This is a genomic window from Wenzhouxiangella sp. XN79A (assembly GCF_012272825.1).
Taxonomy (GTDB): domain Bacteria; phylum Pseudomonadota; class Gammaproteobacteria; order Xanthomonadales; family Wenzhouxiangellaceae.
In genome coordinates, this window is the sequence record NZ_JAAWWS010000156.1 from 48,133 (window position 1) to 66,147 (window position 18,015).

Below are 18,015 nucleotides of genomic sequence, written 5' to 3' on the forward strand. Positions count from 1 at the left end.
GAAACGCTTGTAGCCCTGGGCAGCAACAACCCAGAGGTGAGCAAGACAGCAGAACCACAGCGGCCACGAGTGCACTAGCCAAGGCAGGGCCAGGCTGATCGTCACTGGTCGGCCACGATCGTCCACCGAAGCGGCCTGTGTTCGAACCGAGTCACCGGCAATGATCCGGCTTCGCCTCGGGTTCCAATGCCCCTGTACCCGGCAAGCCCTTCCATCTCCGCGGCACTTCGCGATTTTCCGCGCCACGACCCTCGCCGGAGGGCAAACCCCGACAGGTACGCGCGCTTGTAAAAAAGCCCTTTTGGGTACTTTTGTGGCGTTTGACAAAAGTACCTCGCCAGAAAGCGGACGAAGTCCGCGTGGCGAAACGCTTGTAGCCAAGGGAAGCAATAACCCAGAGGCAAGCAAACCGCCGAACGCAAGACATCCGCCCACCGAAGGGCCGTTCACCCAACCGAGCCGCAACCAACCATCCGGCTTCGCCTCGGGTTCCAGCCCCTCTGTACCCGGCAAGCGCTTCCCACTCCACGGCACGAAGCGATTCTTCGCGCCACAACCGTCACCGGAGGGCAACCCCCGCCCGGTGCGCGCGCTTGTAAAAAGAATTTTTCGGTACGTTTGTGGCGTTCGACAAAAGTACCTCCATTGACACCGGATCGAGCTAGCTGAATGCGCTAATGCACAGACTGATCAGCCCGCCGGAAAACAGGCCCAGTCCGAGCATGGCCAGGCCGTTGATCGACAGCACGGTCTGGAAATCGAACGGTGCGGTCACCGGCGTCGTGTTTTCCGGCTCGTCGAAGTACATCAGCTTGACCACCCGCAGGTAGTAGAAGGCACCGATCACCGCAGTGACCACGGCCAGGATGGCCAGGCCGGTGAAGCCGGCGTCGATCGCCGCGGCGATGACCTGCCACTTGGCGAAGAATCCGACGAACACCGGAATTCCGGCCAGCGAGAACATCAGCATCAGCATCATCAGCGCGAACCACGGGCTGCGTGCGTTCAGGCCTTTGAAATCGTCCAGGTTCTCGGCCTCGATCCCGTTGGCCGACAGCAGGATGATCATCGCGAACGCGCCCGCCGACATCAGCGCGTAGACCAGCGTGTAGAAGGTGGCCGCGGCATAGCCTGCGGGCGAGGCGGCCAGCAGGCCGAGCAGGATGAAGCCGACGTGCGAAATCGTCGAATAGGCCAGCATCCGCTTGATATTGCTCTGCGCGATCGCCACGACATTGCCCAGCACCAGCGACAGCGCCGCCAGCACCGCCAGCATGGCCTGCCAGTCCTCGTGCATCGGTCCCATGCCGTCAGCGAGCAGCCGGATGGCCAGGGCCAGGTAACCGATCTTCGGCAACGAGGCAATCAGAAGGGTCACCGCCACCGGGGCGCCGTGGTAGACGTCGGGCAGCCACATGTGGAACGGCACCGCGCCGAGCTTGAATGCGATCCCGACGACCAGGAAGACCAGCCCGAAGGCCAGCAGCGCATCACCCGAAGCAGCCTGACCCAGAGCGCCGGCAATCTCCGACAGGGCCAGCGAACCGGTCGCCCCGTAGATCAGGCTCATACCGAACAGCAGGATGCCCGAGGCCAGCGAACCGAGAATGAAGTACTTCATCGCGGCCTCGGCGCCACGCGCCGAATCGCGATTCAGTGCGACCAGCGCGTAGCTCGACAGCGCCAGCAGTTCCAGACCGAGATAGACGGTCAGCAGGCTCGAAGCGGAGATCATGATCATCACGCCGAGCAATGCGAACAGGCTCAACGAGTAGAACTCGCCCTTGTACAGTCCGGCCATGCGCAGGAAGTGCTTGGCGTAGACGAATACGCCGATCAGCACCAGATAGGCGAACAGCTTGAGGATATCGCCGAAGCGATCGCGCACGAAGGTCTCGCTGAATGCGGTGACCGTTTCACCGACCGGCATCATCAGCCGCAGCGTGATGATTCCGGCGAAGGCCAGCACCAGCAGCGCCAGCGAATGCGTCAGGCCGCGGCGCTCGTCGGAGACGAACAGGTCCGCGATCAGGACCACGCAGGCCATCGCGGCAATGAAGATTTCCGGCAGCGCGAGCTGCAGTTCCGAAACGATCATCAGTCGACCTTCGTTGTCATGATGTGGTCAACCAGGTTGGCCACGGAGGGTTCCATCAATTCGATCAGCGGATACGGCCACAGTCCCAGGCCCAGAGTGAGCAATGCCAGCACGGTCAGCAGCACCCACTCGCGGGCGTTCAGGTCCTCGAGCTCGGCGACCTTGTCGTTGCCGACTTCACCGTAGAACACCCGCTTGACCAGCCACAGGCTGTAGCCGGCACCGAGGATCAGGGTCATCGCCGCGAAGAAGGCGAACCACGGGTCGGCCTTGAACGCGGCCAGGATCACCATGAACTCGCCGACGAAACCGCTGGTGCCGGGCAGGCCCGAATTGGCCATGAAGAAGAACACCGCGAACATCGCGAACCACGGCATCACGTTGGCCACGCCGCCGTAGTCGGCGATCTCACGGCTGTGGACCCGGTCGTACAGCACGCCGACGGCCAGGAACATCGCACCGGAGATGAAGCCGTGCGAAATCATCTGCACCATCGCACCGGAAATGCCCAGACCGGCGCCGCTCAGCTCTCCGGTATTGCGGGCGATCGCGAAGGCCAGGAACAGACCCAGGGTGACGAAGCCCATATGCGAGATCGAACTGTAGGCGATCAGCTTCTTCATGTCGCTCTGGGCCAGCGCAACGAAGCCGATGTAGACGATCGCGACCAGCGACAGTCCGATCACCAGCCAGTCCAGCGCGCTGGACGCGTCGGGGGCGATCGGCAGCGAGAACCGGACCAGGCCGTAGCCGCCGATCTTCAGCATGACCGCGGCCAGCACCACCGAGCCGCCGGTCGGCGCCTCGACGTGGGCATCGGGCAGCCAGGTGTGGACCGGCCACATCGGAATCTTGACTGCGAAGGCAATCAGGAAGGCCAGGAACACCCAGATCTGCGCCTCCAGGCCGATCGGCAGCGAGTGCAGGTCGGCGATCGCGAAACTGCCGGCCTGCAGGTACAGCCAGATCAGCGCGATCAGCATGAACACCGAGCCGAAGAACGTGAACAGGAAGAACTTGATCGTGGCGAAGATCCGATTCGGCCCGCCCCAGATCCCGATGATCAGGAACATCGGCACCAGCATGGCTTCGAAGAACACGTAGAACAGCATGGCGTCGAGCGCCGCGAACATCCCGGTCATCAGACCCGACAGGATCAGGAATGCGCCGAGATACTGGTTGACCCGCTGCGTGACCGAGCCGGCGGCGATCACTACCAGCACCGTGGTCAACGCGGTCAGCACGATCAGCGGCAGAGAGAAACCGTCCACCCCCAGGTGGTAGTGGATATCGAACGCGGCGATCCAGACCACCTTCTCCTGGAACTGGTAGGCGGCGGTGCCGAGTTCGAAGCCGGCCAGCAGCACCAGGCTCAGCGCCAGCGCCCCCAGGCTCGATACCAGCGCGATCAAGCGGCCCAACGACGAGCGCGCTTCCGGAACGAACAGCAGGATCGCACCGGTAATGACCGGGATCCAGACAACCAGGCTCAGCAACGGCCAGCTCATGACACCCATGCGTGAATCAACCCTTCAGCAGCACGAACGCGAAGACCAGGGCCACCAGGCCGATGATCATGGCGAACGCGTAGTGATACAGGAAACCGGTCTGGACACCGCGCACGCGAGCGGCCACGGCGCCCACCAGGCGCGCCGATCCGTGCACGATCCAACCGTCGATGATCATCCGGTCGCCGCGGCGCGACAGGAAGCCGGCCAGCTTCAGACCGCCCCCGGTGACGATGTTCTGATAGAACTCGTCGAAGCCGTACTTGCGGTCCAGGACGGTCCACAGCCAGTGGAAACGGCGTTTGACGTTCTCGGCCACCGAGGGCTGGAACAGGTAGATCCAGGTCGACAGACCGACTCCGAGCATCGCCAGCCAGAACACCGGTGTGACGAAGCCGTGCAGCGCGAACGCGGCCGGGCCGTGGAAGTGACTTCCGACAGCGGCCACCGGGTCGTTCGCCGGGTCGATGTAGATCGCATCCGACAACGCGCCGCCGAACAGCAGCGGCTCGACGGTGAAATATCCCACCAGCAGCGAAGGGATCGCGAGCAGCACCAGCGGCAGCGTGACTACCCAGGGCGACTCGTGGGCGTGTGACAGCATCTCCTCGTCGGCACGCGGTTTGCCGTGGAAGGTCAGGTACAGCATCCGGAAGGTGTACAGCGCGGTCACCACGACGCCGGCATAGACCGCGAACACCGCGAACGACGCCCCGGTCCGGTCGATCTGCTTGACCGACTCGATGATGATGTCCTTGGAGAAGAAGCCGGAGAAGAACGGGAACCCGATCAGGGCCAGCGAACCGACCCAGGCGGTCACCGCGGTGATCGGCATGATCCGGCCCAGGCCGCCCATTTCGCGCATGTCCTGCTTGTGATGCATGGCGATGATCACCGAACCGGCGGCCAGGAACAGCAGCGCCTTGAAGAACGCGTGCGTCATCAGGTGGAAGATCGCCACCGAGTAGGCCGAAGCGCCGAGCGCCACGGTCATGTAGCCGAGCTGCGACAGCGTCGAGTAGGCGACCACGCGCTTGATGTCGTTCTGGACGATGCCGATCAGGCCCATGAACAGCGCGGTAATCGCGCCGATGATGAGGATGAAGCTCAGCGCCGTGGTCGACAACTCGTACATCGGCGAAAGTCGGGCGACCATGAAGATGCCGGCCGTGACCATGGTGGCGGCGTGGATCAGCGCCGAGATCGGCGTCGGGCCTTCCATGGAGTCCGGCAGCCACACGTGCAGCGGAACCTGGGCCGACTTGCCCATCGCGCCGATGAACAGACAGATGCAGATGAAGGTCATGACCGACCATTCGACCCCGCCGAATACCGTCATCGTCTGTCCGGCCACGGTCGGCGCGGCGGCGAAGACCTCGGCGTAGTCCAGCGAGCCCATGTACATCAGCACCGCGGCCACACCGAGCAGCAGGCCGAAATCGCCGCCGCGGTTGACCAGGAAGGCCTTCAGGTTCGCTCGGACCGCCGATTCCTTCTTGAACCAGAAGCCGATCAGCAGGTACGAGACCAGGCCGACCGCTTCCCAGCCGAAGAACAGCTGGAGAAAGTTGTTGGCCATCACCAGCATCAGCATGGCGAAGGTGAACAGGTTGATGTAGGCGAAGAAACGCTGGTAGCCCGGATCGTCCTTCATGTAGCCGATGGTGTAGACGTGCACCATGAACGAAACGAAGGTGACCACGACCATCATCAGCGCGGTCAGCGAGTCGATCAGGAAGCCGACTTCCAGTTCGATGCCGTCGACCACCGCCCACTTGTAGACCGTGTAGTTCAGGACCTCCCAGTCGGTCATGAAGACCTGCCAGGCCACCCAGGCCGACAGACCGAAGGAGCTGGCCACGGCCAGGATGGTCACGGTATGCGCTCCGCTGCGGCCGATCGGGTGGCGCAACAGCCCCGCGATGGCACTGCCGATCAGCGGCAGCAACGGAATCAGCAACAGAATCGTCTTGATATCCACGTGTCAGTTCGTCCGTACGGTTCGCGGCGGTCGGTTCGAAGGCGTCCGGAGCCCGGGCATCAACCCCGGAGCTCCTCGATGTCCTCGACGTTGATGGTCTGGCGATTGCGGAACAGCACCACCAGGATGGCCAGACCGATCGCGGCTTCGGCCGCAGCAACGGTCAGGATGAAGAACACGAAGATCTGTCCATCCATGTTGTCGAGGAAACGGGAGAACGCGATGAAGTTCATGTTCACCGCGAGCAGCATCAGCTCGATCGACATCAGCAGGATGATGATGTTCTTCCGGTTCAGGAAGATGCCCGCCACCCCGATCGAGAACAGGATCGCGCCGAGCGTCAGGAAATGGGCCAGCGTCAGCATGTCAGGAATCCTCCCCTTCGGACTCGACCCGGACCAGGCGAACGCGGTCCTCGCGGCGGATGCGCACCTGCTGGGACGGGTCCTGGTACTTGGTCTGCGGCCGGCGGCGATGGGTCAGCATGATCGCCGCAACGATCGCCACGAGCAGGATGAACCCGGCGATCTCGAACGGATACAGGTACTCGGTAAACAGCACCTCACCGAGCAACCGGGTGTTGCTGCCCTCGTCGGCGGCATGGACCAGGACCTGGCTGTCGAGGCCGCGCGACCATACCAGGATGAACAGCTGGGCCGCCATCGCCAGTGCCACCAGGATGCCGACGGGCAGGTAGCGTGCGAATCCGGCCTTCAACTTCGTGAGGTTGATGTCGAGCATCATCACCACGAACAGGAACAGCACCATCACCGCCCCCACGTAGACCAGCACCAGCGTGATGGCCAGGAACTCCGCTTCCAGCAGCAGCCAGATGCAGGCCGCCGAGAAGAAGCACAGCACCAGGAACAGCACCGAGTAGACCGGGTTGCGCGAGGTGATCACGCTGAGCGCCGACAGCGTCAGCACGCCGCCGAACAGGTAGAAGATGATTTCGATGATGGGCATGGTCGTCGTTTCGGTTCAGTACGTGCGGTCGTGCGCGAACACCGCTTCTGCGGTACGTCGGTCGGGTTCGGGCACGTTCACCTCTCGTTCGTGATAGTCGGCGGACCGCCGTCCGGACCCTGAAGCCGGACGGCATCCATGATGTTCAAGCGACGGTCAGCGGTACGGCGCGTCCTTGGCCCGGGCCGCGGCAATCTGCGGCTCGAGTCGGTCGCCGAGGGCCAGCAGCTGATCCTTGGTCACGATGTTCTCGCCCCGGTTCTCGAAGTGATACTCGGTGAAATCGGTCTCGACGATCGAGTCGACCGGGCAGCTTTCCTCGCAGAACCCGCAGTAGATGCACTTGAACAGGTCGATGTCGTAGCGCGTGGTGCGGCGCGTTCCGTCTTCGCGCTGGGTCGAATCGATGGTGATCGCCAGTGCCGGGCAGACCGCTTCGCACAGCTTGCAGGCAATGCAGCGCTCTTCGCCGTTCGGATAGCGACGCAGCGCGTGCAGCCCCCGGTAGCGCGGCGACTTCGGCGTCTTCTCCTCCGGGTAGCTCAGCGTGAATTTCGGGCGCGTGAAGTACCGGAACGTGACGTTCAGTCCCTTCATCAGCTCCAGCAGCATCAGTGAGCGGAAATACTGTCGAACGGCTTGCATGCTCAACCTCCGTACAGGCCGGTTACGCGGAACACGGCGGCGACCAGGATCCAGACGATCGTGATCGGGATGAAGACCTTCCAGCCCAACCGCATGATCTGGTCGTAGCGGTAGCGCGGGAACGTGGCGCGGAACCACAGGAAAAGGAACATGAACCCGACGGTCTTGATCAGGAACCAGTGAGCGCCCGGCTCTCCGATGATCGGCACGCCGGCGAACGGACTCAACCAGCCACCGAAGAACAGCAGCGCGGTCAGCGCCGAGATCAGGATCATGTTGGCGTATTCGGCCAGGAAGAACAGTGCGAAGGCGCTGCCCGAGTACTCGACGTGAAACCCGGCAACGATTTCCGACTCGCCCTCGGCGACGTCGAACGGCGCACGGTTGGTCTCGGCCACGCCGGAAATGAAGTAGACCACGAACAGCGGGAACAACGGCAGCCAGAACCAGCTCAGAAGCCCGCCCGACTGGGCGTTGACGATCGTCGACAGGTTCAGGCTGCCCGACAGGATGATGACGCCGACCAGCGCGAAGCCCATCGCGATCTCGTAGGACACGATCTGGGCCGCCGAGCGAAGGCAGCCGAGAAAGGCGTACTTCGAGTTCGATGCCCAGCCACCGACGATCACGCCGTAGACGCCCAGCGAGGTCATGGCCAGGATGTACAGCAGACCGGCGTCGATGTCGGCCAGCACCAGGCGATCCGAGAACGGCACCACCGCCCAGGCCGCGAAGGCCGGCACCAGCGTCAGCATCGGCGCCAGGATGAACAGGAACCGGTTCGAATTGGCCGGAAGAATGATCTCCTTGAGCAGCAGCTTGAACACATCGGCGAACGGCTGGAACAAGCCCTTCGGACCCACCCGGTTCGGACCGACGCGCGACTGCATGTAGCCGATGACCTTGCGTTCGGCAAGGGTGTAGTACGCCACTGCCAGGATCAGCGGCACCATGATCATCAGGACCTTGGCGACCGTCCAGGCCAGTACCGTGAATTGCTCGATCATCAGGCGGACTCTCCATTCGAGGCTTCGATCGCGAGCGGACCCCAGGCCGCGCCCAGGCGGCTGGACAGGCAGCTGGTGACCGGCAGCCAGGCCGCGCCCGGCGGCACGCCGTCGTCGTAACGGACCGGGGCGGTCACGGATACATCGCCCTGGCCGATCATCACGCGTTCGGCATCGCCGAGAGCCAGCGCGTCGCGCGCCGAGGGATGCAGCACGCAGTAGGCATGGTCGGCATGGTCGGTCGCCTGCAGCGCTTCGGCCCGGCGCAGCAGCGCATCCCCACCGAACATCGGCACCACGCCGACCCGCCACAACGGCGCCTCGGCCTGATCGGCGGCCTCGAACGCGCCGGCACCGAGTTCCGGAGACAGCGCCGGCGACTCGTCGAACACCGGATCGACCTGGTTCAGACCGGTGAACTCGAAGCCGTCGAGTTCGAGACGCTCACCGAGCACGCGCAGGATCTTCCAGCCGGGCCGCGCATCGCCCGGACTGCGTGCAGCGGCGGTCAACCACTGGCGGGTGCCGTCGGCATTGACGTAGCTGCCGTCGGTCTCCGGGGCCGGCGAAAGCGGCAACAGCACGTCGGCGACATCCAGAAGATCGGTGCCGGCGAAGCTGGCTACCGCGACCACCACTTCGGCAGCGTCGAGAGCCGCGCGCGACGCGGCCGGGTCGGCCAGATCGAATTCCGGCTCCAGGTCGTACAGCAGGTAGGCCTGGCGCGGCGAGGCGATCTGCTCGGCGGCGCTCAGGCCGCCGGTTCCCGGCACCGCACCGGCGCGCCATGCGCCCTCGGCATTGGCCGCGGCCGGCAGGAACATGCGGGCGGTCTCGAGCACCCGGCACAGCTCGTCGGCCAGCGCGCGCAGCACTGCGGCCTGGGGGTGGGCCGATGCGACGTCGCCCAGCAGCAGGCAGGCGCGCTCGGCGTCGCGCAGCGTCTCGGCCACCGCCCGGGCCGGTTCGTCCGGGACATGGCCGGCGACGAAGCGCCCGAGGTCGGAGTCCGGCACCGAGACCTCGCTGGCCTGGTAGGCGGCGTGCAGCACCCGGGCCAGGGTCACGACCATCTGCTGCGGCGGGACGATGAGGCGCTGCGTGAGGTCGTACGGAAGATCCCAGGCGATCGGGTTCAGGTCCATGATCCGGGCGCCGTGGCTGCGCCACGCGGTCCGCACCCGATGGTTCAGGATCGGCTGGTCGTGCCGCAGGTAGCTGCCGACCAGGAACACCGCGTCGGCCGAGGACAGGTCCTGCATCGGCCGGTCGAGCCGCGCGCGGCCGACGTTCGGATCTCGCGGATCGCTCACACGCAGGCGGTGATCGATGTTCGGCGTGCCCAGGCCGTCGGCCAGCTGCCGCAGCAGTCGATGCTCCTCGCTGGTCGCGCGCGGCGAAACCAGGACGCCGAGCTGGTCGGCCCCGTGCGTCGCCGTGGCGTTCCTCAAGGCCTGCGCGGCGAAGGCCAGCGCGGTCGGCCAGTCGACGGTTTCCCATTCGCCGTTGCGCTTGATGCGCGGGGCGGTCACGCGATCGTCGGCGGCCAGGCCGAAGTGACTGTAGCGGTCGCGGTCGGCCAGCCAGCACTCGTTGATGCGCTCGGCATCGCGCGGCACGCTGCGCATGATCTCGCCGCGACGCACGTGGTAGAAGAGGTTGGAACCGACGCAATCGTGTGTGCCGATGTACGGCTTGGCCGACATTTCCCAGGCGCGCGCGGAAAACCGGAACGGCTTGTTGGTCAGCGCGCCGACCGGGCACAGGTCGATGATGTTGCCGGACAACTCCGATTCGATGTTGCGCTCGATGAAGGTCGAGATCTCGGTCTTCTCGCCGCGATTGACATCACCCAGCTCGGCACTGCCGGCGATCTCCTCGAGGAACCGCACGCAGCGCGTGCAGTGGATGCAGCGCGTCATGTCGGTGGCGACCAGCGGGCCGAGGTTCTTGTCCTTGACCACGCGCTTGCGCTCGGTGAAGCGCGAGATCGAGCGGCCGTAGCCCATCGCCAGGTCCTGCAGCTCGCACTCGCCGCCCTGATCGCAGATCGGGCAGTCCAGCGGGTGGTTGATCAGCAGGAACTCCATCACGCCGCGCTGGGCATCGACGGCCCGGCGCGAGCGGGTGAACACCTTCATGCCGTCGGCCACCGGCGTGGCGCAGGCCGGCAGCGGCTTGGGCGCCTTCTCGACGTCGACCAGGCACATCCGGCAGTTGGCCGCGATCGACAGCTTCTTGTGGTAGCAGAAGCGCGGAATCTCGATGCCCGCCTGATCGGTGATCTCGATGATCATCTGGCCCTTGCGCGCCTGAAGCTCGCGGCCATCGACCTCGATCGTCACCGTATCCACCGGCTTGTTTTCGACAGTTGCCATGACTGAATCCAGTAAGACTCGATTTAACCGCGGATGAACGCGGATGAACGCAGATTGAAATGAAACACCCGGCAAACGAGAGCCTTGCCGTTCGAACGGCGCGACTCGATCTCGGTCGTGGACGTTTCAGGGGTTCTTTTCACGATTTTCATCTGCGTTGATCTGCCTTCATCTGCGGTTCGATTGTTGAATATGTGTCGACGGTCAGGCCGCGACGCCGAGCTTGTCGGCGACGATCGAGCGCTTGTGTTCGATCATGTATTCGAACTCGTGGCGGAAGTGGCGCAGGAAACCCTGCACCGGCCAGGCCGCCGCTTCGCCGAAGGCGCAGATGGTGTGCCCTTCGATCTGGCCGGCGGCCGAGGCCAGCAGGTCGATGTCTTCCGGCCGGCCCTCGCCGTTCAGGATGCGCTCGAGCACCCGGTACATCCAGCCGGTGCCCTCGCGGCACGGCGTGCACTGGCCGCAGGACTCGGCGTAGTAGAAGCGCGCGATGCGGGTGCAGGCCGCCACCATGCAGGTCGTCTCGTCCATGACGATCACCGCGCCCGAGCCGAGACCGGAGCCGGCCTTCTGCAGCGCGTCGTAGTCCATGGTGATGCCCATCATCACGTCGGCCGGCAGCACCGGCATCGACGAGCCTCCGGGAATCACGCCCTTCAGATCGCGGCCGTTGCGCATTCCGCCGCACATCGCCAGCAGTTCGGGAAACGGAGTGCCGAGCGGAATCTCGTGGTTGCCGGGCTTTTCGACGTGGCCGGAGACGGAAAAGATCTTCGGCCCGCCGTTGTTCGGCTTGCCGAGGTTCAGGAACCAGTCGGCGCCGTTGCGGATGATCGCCGGCACCGAGGCCAGCGTCTCGGTGTTGTTGATCGTCGTCGGTTTGCCGTAGATGCCGAAATTGGCCGGGAACGGCGGCTTGAAGCGCGGCTGGCCCTTCTTGCCTTCCAGCGACTCCATCAGCGCGGTCTCCTCGCCGCAGATATAGGCGCCCGCGCCCAGCGCGGTATACAGGTCGACATCGATGCCGGAACCCTTGATGTCCTTGCCCAGCAGCCCGGCGTCGTAGGCTTCCTTCAGTGCCGCCTCGAAGCGCTCGAACGGTTCGTGGTGGAATTCACCGCGAAGATAGTTGTAGCCGATCGTCGCTCCCATCGCATAACAGCCGATCGCCATGCCTTCGATGACCGCGTGCGGGTTGTAGCGCAGGATGTCGCGGTCGTGGCAGGTGCCCGGCTCGGATTCATCGGAGTTGCACAGCAGGTACTTCTGCCCCGGCGCCGAACGCGGCATGAACGACCATTTCAGGCCGGTCGGAAACCCGGCCCCGCCGCGCCCGCGAAGGGCCGATTTCTTGACTTCCTCGATGATGTCTTCCTGCGGCGTCTTCTCGCCGAGGATCCTTTCCCACGCCTGGTAGCCACCGTGCTTGCGGTAAGCGGCCAGCGACCAGCACTCGGGCTCGTCGAGGTGGGTGAAACAGACGTTGTGTTCAGCCATGGCTTGAATCACCTTGATTCGAATGGAACCGCAGATGAACGCAGATGGACGCAGATCGAAAACCACAGGAACGGAAGAACGCGCGTGGACAGCGCGACAACTCATGTTCGGGACCGGTCTTCGCTTTTGACTTCATCTGCGTTGTTCTGCGTTCATCTGCGATAATTCATTTCGTTCCGTCACTCGAGTCCGTCGAGGATCTCGTCGATCTTCTGCTCGGTCAGGTTCTCGTGGTAGTGGCCGTTGACGATCATCATCGGCGCGCCGGTGCAGGCGGCGACGCATTCCTCCTCGATCTTCAGGAAGATCCGACCGTCGGGCGTGGACTCGCCCATCCTGATGCCCAGCTTGTTCTCGACGTGTTCGACGACCTTGTCGGCGCCGCACAGCATGCAGGAGATGTTGGTGCAGATCGAAATCGAGTTCCGACCGACCGGCCTGGTTTCGAGCATCGAATAGAAGGTCGCCACCTCGTAGACCCACAGCGGCGGAAGCTCGAGGTAGTCGGCCACGGCGTCCATCAGGTCTTCGGTCAGGTAGCCGCCGTTCTGCACCTGGGCGGCGTACAGCGCCTGGATCAGGGCAGAACGACGTCCTTCCAGCGAATCGGGAAACTTGGTCTTCCAGTGGTCGATGGTCGAGCGGGTGTCGTCCGACAGCAGCTCGGCCTTGCCGGCCGCCGGGCTTTCGTGGGCCTGGAAACTCATCGATCGATTTCTCCGAATACGATGTCCTGGGTGCCGATCAGCGCAACGACGTCGGACAGCATGTGGCCGCGCGCCATTTCGTCCATCGCCGACAGGTGAGCAAAGCCGGGCGCACGCAGGTGAACCCGGAACGGCTTGTTCGCGCCGTCGGAGATCAGGTAGCAACCGAACTCGCCCTTCGGCGCTTCGACCGCGGCATAGGTCTCGCCTTCCGGCACGCAATAGCCCTCGGTGAACAGCTTGAAGTGGTGGATGAGGGCTTCCATGTCGTCCTTCATCTCTTCGCGCGAGGGCGGCGCGACCTTGTAATTGCCGACCATCACCGGGCCCGGATTGTCGCGCAACCAGCGGATGCACTGCTGGCAGATCCGGGCCGACTGGCGCATTTCCTCGACACGCACCAGGTAGCGGTCGTAACAGTCGCCGTTGACGCCGACCGGGATGTCGAAGTCGACATCGCGATAGCGGGCGTAGGGCTGTTTCTTGCGCAGGTCCCAGGCCACGCCGGAACCTCGCAGCATCGGGCCGGTGAAACCCAGCTGGCGTGCCCGCTCCGGGCCGACCACGCCGATGCCGACGTTGCGCTGCTTCCAGATGCGGTTGTCGGTCAGCAGCGTTTCGTACTCGTCGACGCGCTCGAAGAAGTCGGCCATGAAGGCATCGAGAAAGTCCAGCATCGAGCCTTCGCGCCACTCGTTCAGGCGCTTGACGTCGGGCGCCTTGCGGAAGCGGCTTTCGGCCACCTTGGGCATTTCGTCGGGCAGGTCGCGATACACGCCGCCGGGGCGGTAATAGGTGGCGTGCATGCGCGCACCGCTGACCGCTTCATAGCAGTCCATCAGCTGTTCGCGCTCGCGGAACGCATACAGGAACAGCGTCATCGCGCCCAGGTCCAGCCCGTTGGCGCCGATCCACATCAGGTGGTTCAGGATCCGGGTGATCTCGTCGAACAGCGTGCGGATCCATTGCGCGCGCTCCGGCGGCTCGATGTCGAGCAGCTGCTCGATGGCCCGCACGTAGGCGTGCTCGTTGCACATCATCGACACGTAGTCGAGCCGGTCCATGTAGCCGATCGACTGGTTGAAGGGCTTGGACTCGGCCAGCTTCTCGGTCGCGCGGTGCAGCAGACCGACGTGCGGGTCGGCGCGCTGCACGACTTCGCCGTCCATTTCGAGGATCAGGCGGAGCACACCGTGGGCGGCCGGGTGCTGCGGGCCGAAGTTCAGCGTGTAGTTGCGGATCTCGGCCATGTCACAGGCCTCCTTCGCGGCGGTCGAGCTGGTCGCCGACGTAGCGCGAATCCTGCCGGATCACGCGCGGCACCAGCACCCGCGGCTCGATCTCGGTCGGCTCGTAGACCACGCGCTTCTTCTCTTCGTCGTAACGCACGGTGACGTTGCCGATCAGCGGGAAGTCCTTGCGGAACGGGTGGCCGATGAAGCCGTAGTCGGTCAGCAGCCGGCGAAGGTCCGGATGACCTTCGAACATGATGCCGAACAGGTCGAAGGCCTCGCGCTCGTACCAGTTGGCCGAGGCCCAGACGTCGACCAGCGACGGCAGGGTCGGAAAGCCGGCATCCTGCGGGTGGCAGCGCAGCCGGACGCGATGGTTGTGCACCGTCGACAGCAGGTGCACGACCACGGCGAAGCGATTCGGGATCGCCTCGGCCTCGGGCCGGCTGGCCCAGTCGAAGCGGCCCGGACCGAGGTGGTCGACGCCGCGCGAGAATCCGCTGCCGGTGGCTTCGGCGGTTTCCCATTCGTCGTCGCCGTAGCCGAGGAAGTCGACGCCGCAGAGGTCGACCAGCATGTCGAACTCGAGCTCGGCGTCGTCGCGCAGGCGGGTACAGGTATCGACCCAGTCACGCGCCTGGACTTCGACGGTCAGCTGCCGGACCTGCTCGCGCACGGCCACGACCCGGTCGCCGAGCAGCGACTCGATGCGCTTGACGATCTTCTGGTTGCGTTCGGTGAACTGGCTCATGCGGCAGGCGCCATGATCGTGTTGGTCCGGCGGATCTTCTTCTGCAGCTGGATGATTCCGTAGACCAGCTGCTCGGCCGAGGGCGGGCAGCCGGGCACGTAGACATCGACCGGGACGATCCGGTCGCAGCCGCGGGTCACGGCGTAGGAATAGTGGTAGTAGCCGCCGCCGTTGGCGCAGGAGCCCATCGAGATCACCCATTTCGGGTCGGGCATCTGGTCGTAGACCTTGCGCAGCGCCGGCGCCATCTTGTTGCACAGCGTGCCGGCGACGATCATCACGTCGGACTGGCGCGGGCTGGGGCGGAACACCACGCCGAACCGGTCGAGGTCGTAGCGCGATGCGCCGGCGTGCATCATTTCCACCGCGCAGCAGGCCAGGCCGAAGGTCATCGGCCACATGCTGCCGGTCCGCGCCCAGTTGATCAGCGTATCGACCGACGTGGTGACCATGCCCCGGGCGAGCAGCGGGTTGCTGTCGGCATCGGGCCGGAGAATGTCGTCGACCTGGTTGAGTTCCGCAATCACTCCCATTCCAGCGCACCCTTCTTCCATTCGTAGATGAACCCGATCACCAGCACCGCCAGGAAGATGGCCATCGCGACCAGCCCGGTCATGCCGATCGCATCCAGCGCGACCGCCCACGGGAAGAGGAAGGCGATTTCCAGGTCGAAGATGATGAACAGGATGGCGACGAGGTAGAACCGCACGTCGAACTTCATGCGCGAGTCCTCGAAGGCCTCGAAGCCGCACTCGTACGGCGAGTTCTTCTCGGCATCGGGCCGGCGCGGTCCGAGGATGCCGCCGGCCAGGATCAGCGCCACGCCCATACCGGCCGCCACGCCCAGGAAGATCAGGATCGGAAAGTATTCGGTCAGCATGTCGTCTCGTTTCCTGCGAAGCCCCGGACCGGACCGCGTCCGGAAACGGGGCGGGATGAGAAGCGAAGCGCCCGGTGATCCCGGGCGTCTCGTCGTCATCCACGTCGTGTCGTGATCCTGGTGCCGAAGGCCGGACTCGAACCGGCACGGCCGTTAGGCCACTGCCCCCTCAAGACAGCGTGTCTACCAATTCCACCACTTCGGCAGGAACACGACGTGAACTCGAAAGTCGTTGAACTCGTTGCCCCGGTCAGCCGACCGGAGGCTCCGGAATCGTCTCGGCCTCGCTGTCCGATTCGATCTCCGTACCGGCCGCGTCGGGCTCGGCTTGCGGCTCGGCCTCATCGCCGGACGGCGCGCTGTCGAGCTGCTCGATGACGGCATCGACGGCCGCTTCCGGATCGTCTTCGGGCGCGGATTGCTCCAGCGCACCGACCACACCGAGGTCCTCCGACTGTCCGCCGCCACCGGCCGCGAGGACGGCCATGGCCAGGCTGATGCCGAAGAACCCGACGGCCAGCCAGCCGGTGGTGCGGGTCAGGAAGTTGCCGGCGCCGCGCGAACCGAACACGGTGCCCGAAGCACCGGACCCGAACGCCGCACCCATGGTCGCACCGGGCCCGCGCTGGACCAGAACGATGGCGATCAGGCCAGCGGCCAGCAGGACGTGCAACACGATCAGTACCGTAAACATGCGTGACTCAGATTCCGTGGTTGATTCTCGCTCCCGCGTTCCGGCGGGAAGATTCCGCGTCTCAGGCGACCGCGGCCTCGACGATGCCGAGGAACGACGCAGCGTCCAGCGACGCACCGCCGATCAGGCCGCCGTCGATGTCCTCGCAGGCCAGCAGGGCCGATGCATTCCCCGGCTTCATGCTGCCGCCGTAGAGGATCCGTATGCGGCCCGCTATTGTAGCACTCTCGTTCGCGAGGCGGGTTCGAATGAACGCGTGAATCTCCTGGGCCTGCTCCGGCGTGGCGGTCCGGCCGGTGCCGATCGCCCACACCGGCTCGTAGGCGACGACCGCCTGCTCGAAGGCCGCGATTCCGGCCTCGCGCACCACCGCGTCGATCTGCGCGCCGATCACCGCCTCGGCCTGGCCGGCGTCGCGCTGGACCAGGGATTCGCCGACGCACAGCACCGGAATCAGCCCGCCGTCGATCGCGGCGACGAACTTCGCGGCCACGATTGCGTCGGTTTCGCCGTGATCCTCGCGCCGCTCCGAGTGGCCGACCAGCACGAACTCGGCGCCGAAATCGCGCAGCATGGCGGCCGACACATCGCCGGTGTGGGCGCCGGACTCGCGCGGACTCAGATCCTGGGCACCGAGCGCCAGCTCGGCCGAGCCGTGGGCCGCGACCAGGGTCTCGCGGGCCGCGGCCAGGTAGGGAAACGGCGGCATCACCGCCACCTCGGGACCGACCGGCCGGCCGGCGAGGATGCCGGCGATCAGTTCGCGGGTCATGGCCTGCGATCCGTTCATCTTCCAGTTCCCGGCGATCAGCGGGCGGCGGTCAGGGTGCATGTCGACTCTCCTCGTCGGCGGCATGGGCATGGGCTTCGGGCTCGCGTCGGCACGGGGACCGGCGCGGCGGTCAAGGATAGGCGCGCGCGCCGCGCCGCGCAATGCACGCGGCCCGATCGGCCGTACTTGGCCCGTTCTTCACGAGGCCCCGACCATGATGATCCAGCGACCCTGCACACCCGACTCGGCCATCCGGAGGAACCGAAATGAATCGCCTGCTGACTTCGACCCTGCTGACCGGCGCCGCACTGGCGGCCACCGCGCTTGCGCCCGCACCGGCCGCCGCCGCGCCGGAGACCTACGTCATCGACACCCGCGGCGCACACGCCTTCGTCCAGTTCAGGATTTCGCACCTCGGCTTCTCGTGGCTGTACGGCCGCTTCAACGACTTCGAGGGCGAATTCACCTTCGACCCGGACGCCCCCGAGACGTCGTCGGTGGCCGTCGAGATCCGCACCGCCAGCATCGACAGCAACCACCGGCGCCGCGACGAACACCTGCGCGGCGAGGACTTCCTGAAGGTCGAGCAGCACCCGGTCGCGCGCTTCCGCTCGACCGCCTTCGTACCGACCGGCAAGGACCGGTACCGGCTCGAGGGCGAACTGACGATGCTCGGGCAGACCCGCGATCTGGCGATCGAGGTCGAACAGACCGGTGCCGGCGAAGACCCCTGGGGCGGGTTCCGGCGCGGCTTCGAGGGCACGACCACGCTCACGCTGGCCGACTGGGGCATCGATTACGAGCTGGGTCCGGAGGCGCGAACCGTACAGATGACCCTGACCATCGAAGGCATCCGCCGCGACGGCGAGACCTGAACAGGTCGGACCCGCGCGACC

17 protein-coding genes and 1 tRNA gene are annotated in these 18,015 nt (G+C 65.1%); 1 reads left to right on the plus strand and 17 read right to left on the minus strand.

The window, feature by feature from the left end; translation table 11 throughout:
- Positions 1–661: 661 nt before the first annotated feature.
- The 17 genes from nuoN to tpiA form a co-directional block, all read right to left on the minus strand.
- The gene (gene nuoN, locus HFP89_RS11185; RefSeq protein WP_168717745.1) at positions 662–2,098 is read right to left on the minus strand and encodes an NADH-quinone oxidoreductase subunit NuoN; all 1,437 of its coding nucleotides are present in this window, start codon (positions 2,096–2,098) and stop codon (positions 662–664) included.
- A complete protein-coding gene (locus HFP89_RS11190; protein WP_168717746.1) occupies positions 2,098–3,606 on the minus strand; it encodes an NADH-quinone oxidoreductase subunit M in 1,509 nt (502 codons plus the stop codon). Before HFP89_RS11190 ends, nuoN begins: the two co-directional genes overlap by 1 nt.
- Before the next feature lie 16 nt (positions 3,607–3,622).
- The gene (nuoL, locus tag HFP89_RS11195) at positions 3,623–5,581 is read right to left on the minus strand and encodes an NADH-quinone oxidoreductase subunit L (RefSeq protein WP_168717883.1); all 1,959 of its coding nucleotides are present in this window, start codon (positions 5,579–5,581) and stop codon (positions 3,623–3,625) included.
- Between the two features lie 65 nt (positions 5,582–5,646).
- Positions 5,647–5,952 carry an NADH-quinone oxidoreductase subunit NuoK gene (nuoK, locus tag HFP89_RS11200; protein WP_168717747.1) on the minus strand — a complete coding sequence of 102 codons (306 nt, stop codon included), beginning with the start codon at positions 5,950–5,952 and terminating at the stop codon, positions 5,647–5,649.
- Position 5,953: 1 nt separating this feature from the next.
- The gene (locus tag HFP89_RS11205; RefSeq protein ID WP_168717748.1) at positions 5,954–6,553 is read right to left on the minus strand and encodes an NADH-quinone oxidoreductase subunit J; all 600 of its coding nucleotides are present in this window, start codon (positions 6,551–6,553) and stop codon (positions 5,954–5,956) included.
- Between the two features lie 156 nt (positions 6,554–6,709).
- Entirely contained in the window at positions 6,710–7,198 is a 489-nt protein-coding gene (nuoI, locus tag HFP89_RS11210; RefSeq protein WP_168717749.1) for an NADH-quinone oxidoreductase subunit NuoI, read from the minus strand.
- A gap of 2 nt (positions 7,199–7,200) precedes the next feature.
- Positions 7,201–8,205, minus strand: a complete 1,005-nt coding sequence (gene nuoH / locus HFP89_RS11215) for an NADH-quinone oxidoreductase subunit NuoH (RefSeq protein WP_168717750.1) — start codon at positions 8,203–8,205, stop codon at positions 7,201–7,203.
- The gene (gene nuoG / locus HFP89_RS11220; RefSeq protein ID WP_168717751.1) at positions 8,205–10,583 is read right to left on the minus strand and encodes an NADH-quinone oxidoreductase subunit NuoG; all 2,379 of its coding nucleotides are present in this window, start codon (positions 10,581–10,583) and stop codon (positions 8,205–8,207) included. The genes nuoH and nuoG overlap by 1 nt, the downstream gene beginning before the upstream one ends.
- 204 nt (positions 10,584–10,787) lie before the next feature.
- Entirely contained in the window at positions 10,788–12,083 is a 1,296-nt protein-coding gene (nuoF, locus tag HFP89_RS11225; RefSeq protein ID WP_168717752.1) for an NADH-quinone oxidoreductase subunit NuoF, read from the minus strand.
- A 179-nt stretch (positions 12,084–12,262) separates the two neighbouring features.
- On the minus strand, positions 12,263–12,790 hold the full coding sequence (gene nuoE / locus HFP89_RS11230; RefSeq protein WP_168717753.1) for an NADH-quinone oxidoreductase subunit NuoE: 528 nt from the start codon (positions 12,788–12,790) through the stop codon (positions 12,263–12,265).
- Positions 12,787–14,040 (minus strand): NADH-quinone oxidoreductase subunit D, encoded by a 1,254-nt coding sequence (locus HFP89_RS11235; protein ID WP_168717754.1) that lies wholly within the window; start codon positions 14,038–14,040, stop codon positions 12,787–12,789. The genes nuoE and HFP89_RS11235 overlap by 4 nt, the downstream gene beginning before the upstream one ends.
- Position 14,041: 1 nt before the next feature.
- On the minus strand, positions 14,042–14,773 hold the full coding sequence (locus HFP89_RS11240) for an NADH-quinone oxidoreductase subunit C (protein WP_168717755.1): 732 nt from the start codon (positions 14,771–14,773) through the stop codon (positions 14,042–14,044).
- Positions 14,770–15,306 carry an NADH-quinone oxidoreductase subunit B gene (locus HFP89_RS11245; RefSeq protein WP_206212337.1) on the minus strand — a complete coding sequence of 179 codons (537 nt, stop codon included), beginning with the start codon at positions 15,304–15,306 and terminating at the stop codon, positions 14,770–14,772. The genes HFP89_RS11240 and HFP89_RS11245 overlap by 4 nt, the downstream gene beginning before the upstream one ends.
- Complete coding sequence (locus HFP89_RS11250) at positions 15,297–15,653, minus strand: NADH-quinone oxidoreductase subunit A (RefSeq protein WP_168717757.1); 357 nt, start codon at positions 15,651–15,653, stop codon at positions 15,297–15,299. The genes HFP89_RS11245 and HFP89_RS11250 overlap by 10 nt, the downstream gene beginning before the upstream one ends.
- Positions 15,654–15,771: 118 nt before the next feature.
- Positions 15,772–15,858 (minus strand) — tRNA-Leu (locus HFP89_RS11255).
- Positions 15,859–15,903: 45 nt separating this feature from the next.
- On the minus strand, positions 15,904–16,347 hold the full coding sequence (gene secG, locus HFP89_RS11260; protein ID WP_168717758.1) for a preprotein translocase subunit SecG: 444 nt from the start codon (positions 16,345–16,347) through the stop codon (positions 15,904–15,906).
- Between the two features lie 61 nt (positions 16,348–16,408).
- Entirely contained in the window at positions 16,409–17,179 is a 771-nt protein-coding gene (gene tpiA / locus HFP89_RS11265; protein ID WP_168717759.1) for a triose-phosphate isomerase, read from the minus strand.
- 206 nt (positions 17,180–17,385) lie between these two features.
- On the opposite strand from tpiA, the gene HFP89_RS11270 reads away from it, so the two are divergent.
- On the plus strand, positions 17,386–17,994 hold the full coding sequence (locus HFP89_RS11270) for a YceI family protein (RefSeq protein WP_168717760.1): 609 nt from the start codon (positions 17,386–17,388) through the stop codon (positions 17,992–17,994).
- The last annotated feature ends 21 nt before the right edge of the window (positions 17,995–18,015 follow it).

Coding starts and splice junctions, on each gene's coding strand:
- nuoN (WP_168717745.1), bottom strand. CDS start 2,098: ATGATCGTTTCGGAACTGCAGCTCGCGCTGCCGGAAATCTTCATTGCC.
- HFP89_RS11190 (WP_168717746.1), bottom strand. CDS start 3,606: ATGAGCTGGCCGTTGCTGAGCCTGGTTGTCTGGATCCCGGTCATTACC.
- nuoK (WP_168717747.1), bottom strand. CDS start 5,952: ATGCTGACGCTGGCCCATTTCCTGACGCTCGGCGCGATCCTGTTCTCG.
- HFP89_RS11205 (WP_168717748.1), bottom strand. CDS start 6,553: ATGCCCATCATCGAAATCATCTTCTACCTGTTCGGCGGCGTGCTGACG.
- nuoI (WP_168717749.1), bottom strand. CDS start 7,198: ATGCAAGCCGTTCGACAGTATTTCCGCTCACTGATGCTGCTGGAGCTG.
- nuoH (WP_168717750.1), bottom strand. CDS start 8,205: ATGATCGAGCAATTCACGGTACTGGCCTGGACGGTCGCCAAGGTCCTG.
- nuoG (WP_168717751.1), bottom strand. CDS start 10,583: ATGGCAACTGTCGAAAACAAGCCGGTGGATACGGTGACGATCGAGGTC.
- nuoF (WP_168717752.1), bottom strand. CDS start 12,083: ATGGCTGAACACAACGTCTGTTTCACCCACCTCGACGAGCCCGAGTGC.
- nuoE (WP_168717753.1), bottom strand. CDS start 12,790: ATGAGTTTCCAGGCCCACGAAAGCCCGGCGGCCGGCAAGGCCGAGCTG.
- HFP89_RS11235 (WP_168717754.1), bottom strand. CDS start 14,040: ATGGCCGAGATCCGCAACTACACGCTGAACTTCGGCCCGCAGCACCCG.
- HFP89_RS11240 (WP_168717755.1), bottom strand. CDS start 14,773: ATGAGCCAGTTCACCGAACGCAACCAGAAGATCGTCAAGCGCATCGAG.
- HFP89_RS11245 (WP_206212337.1), bottom strand. CDS start 15,306: ATGGGAGTGATTGCGGAACTCAACCAGGTCGACGACATTCTCCGGCCC.
- HFP89_RS11250 (WP_168717757.1), bottom strand. CDS start 15,653: ATGCTGACCGAATACTTTCCGATCCTGATCTTCCTGGGCGTGGCGGCC.
- secG (WP_168717758.1), bottom strand. CDS start 16,347: ATGTTTACGGTACTGATCGTGTTGCACGTCCTGCTGGCCGCTGGCCTG.
- tpiA (WP_168717759.1), bottom strand. CDS start 17,179: ATGCACCCTGACCGCCGCCCGCTGATCGCCGGGAACTGGAAGATGAAC.
- HFP89_RS11270 (WP_168717760.1), top strand. CDS start 17,386: ATGAATCGCCTGCTGACTTCGACCCTGCTGACCGGCGCCGCACTGGCG.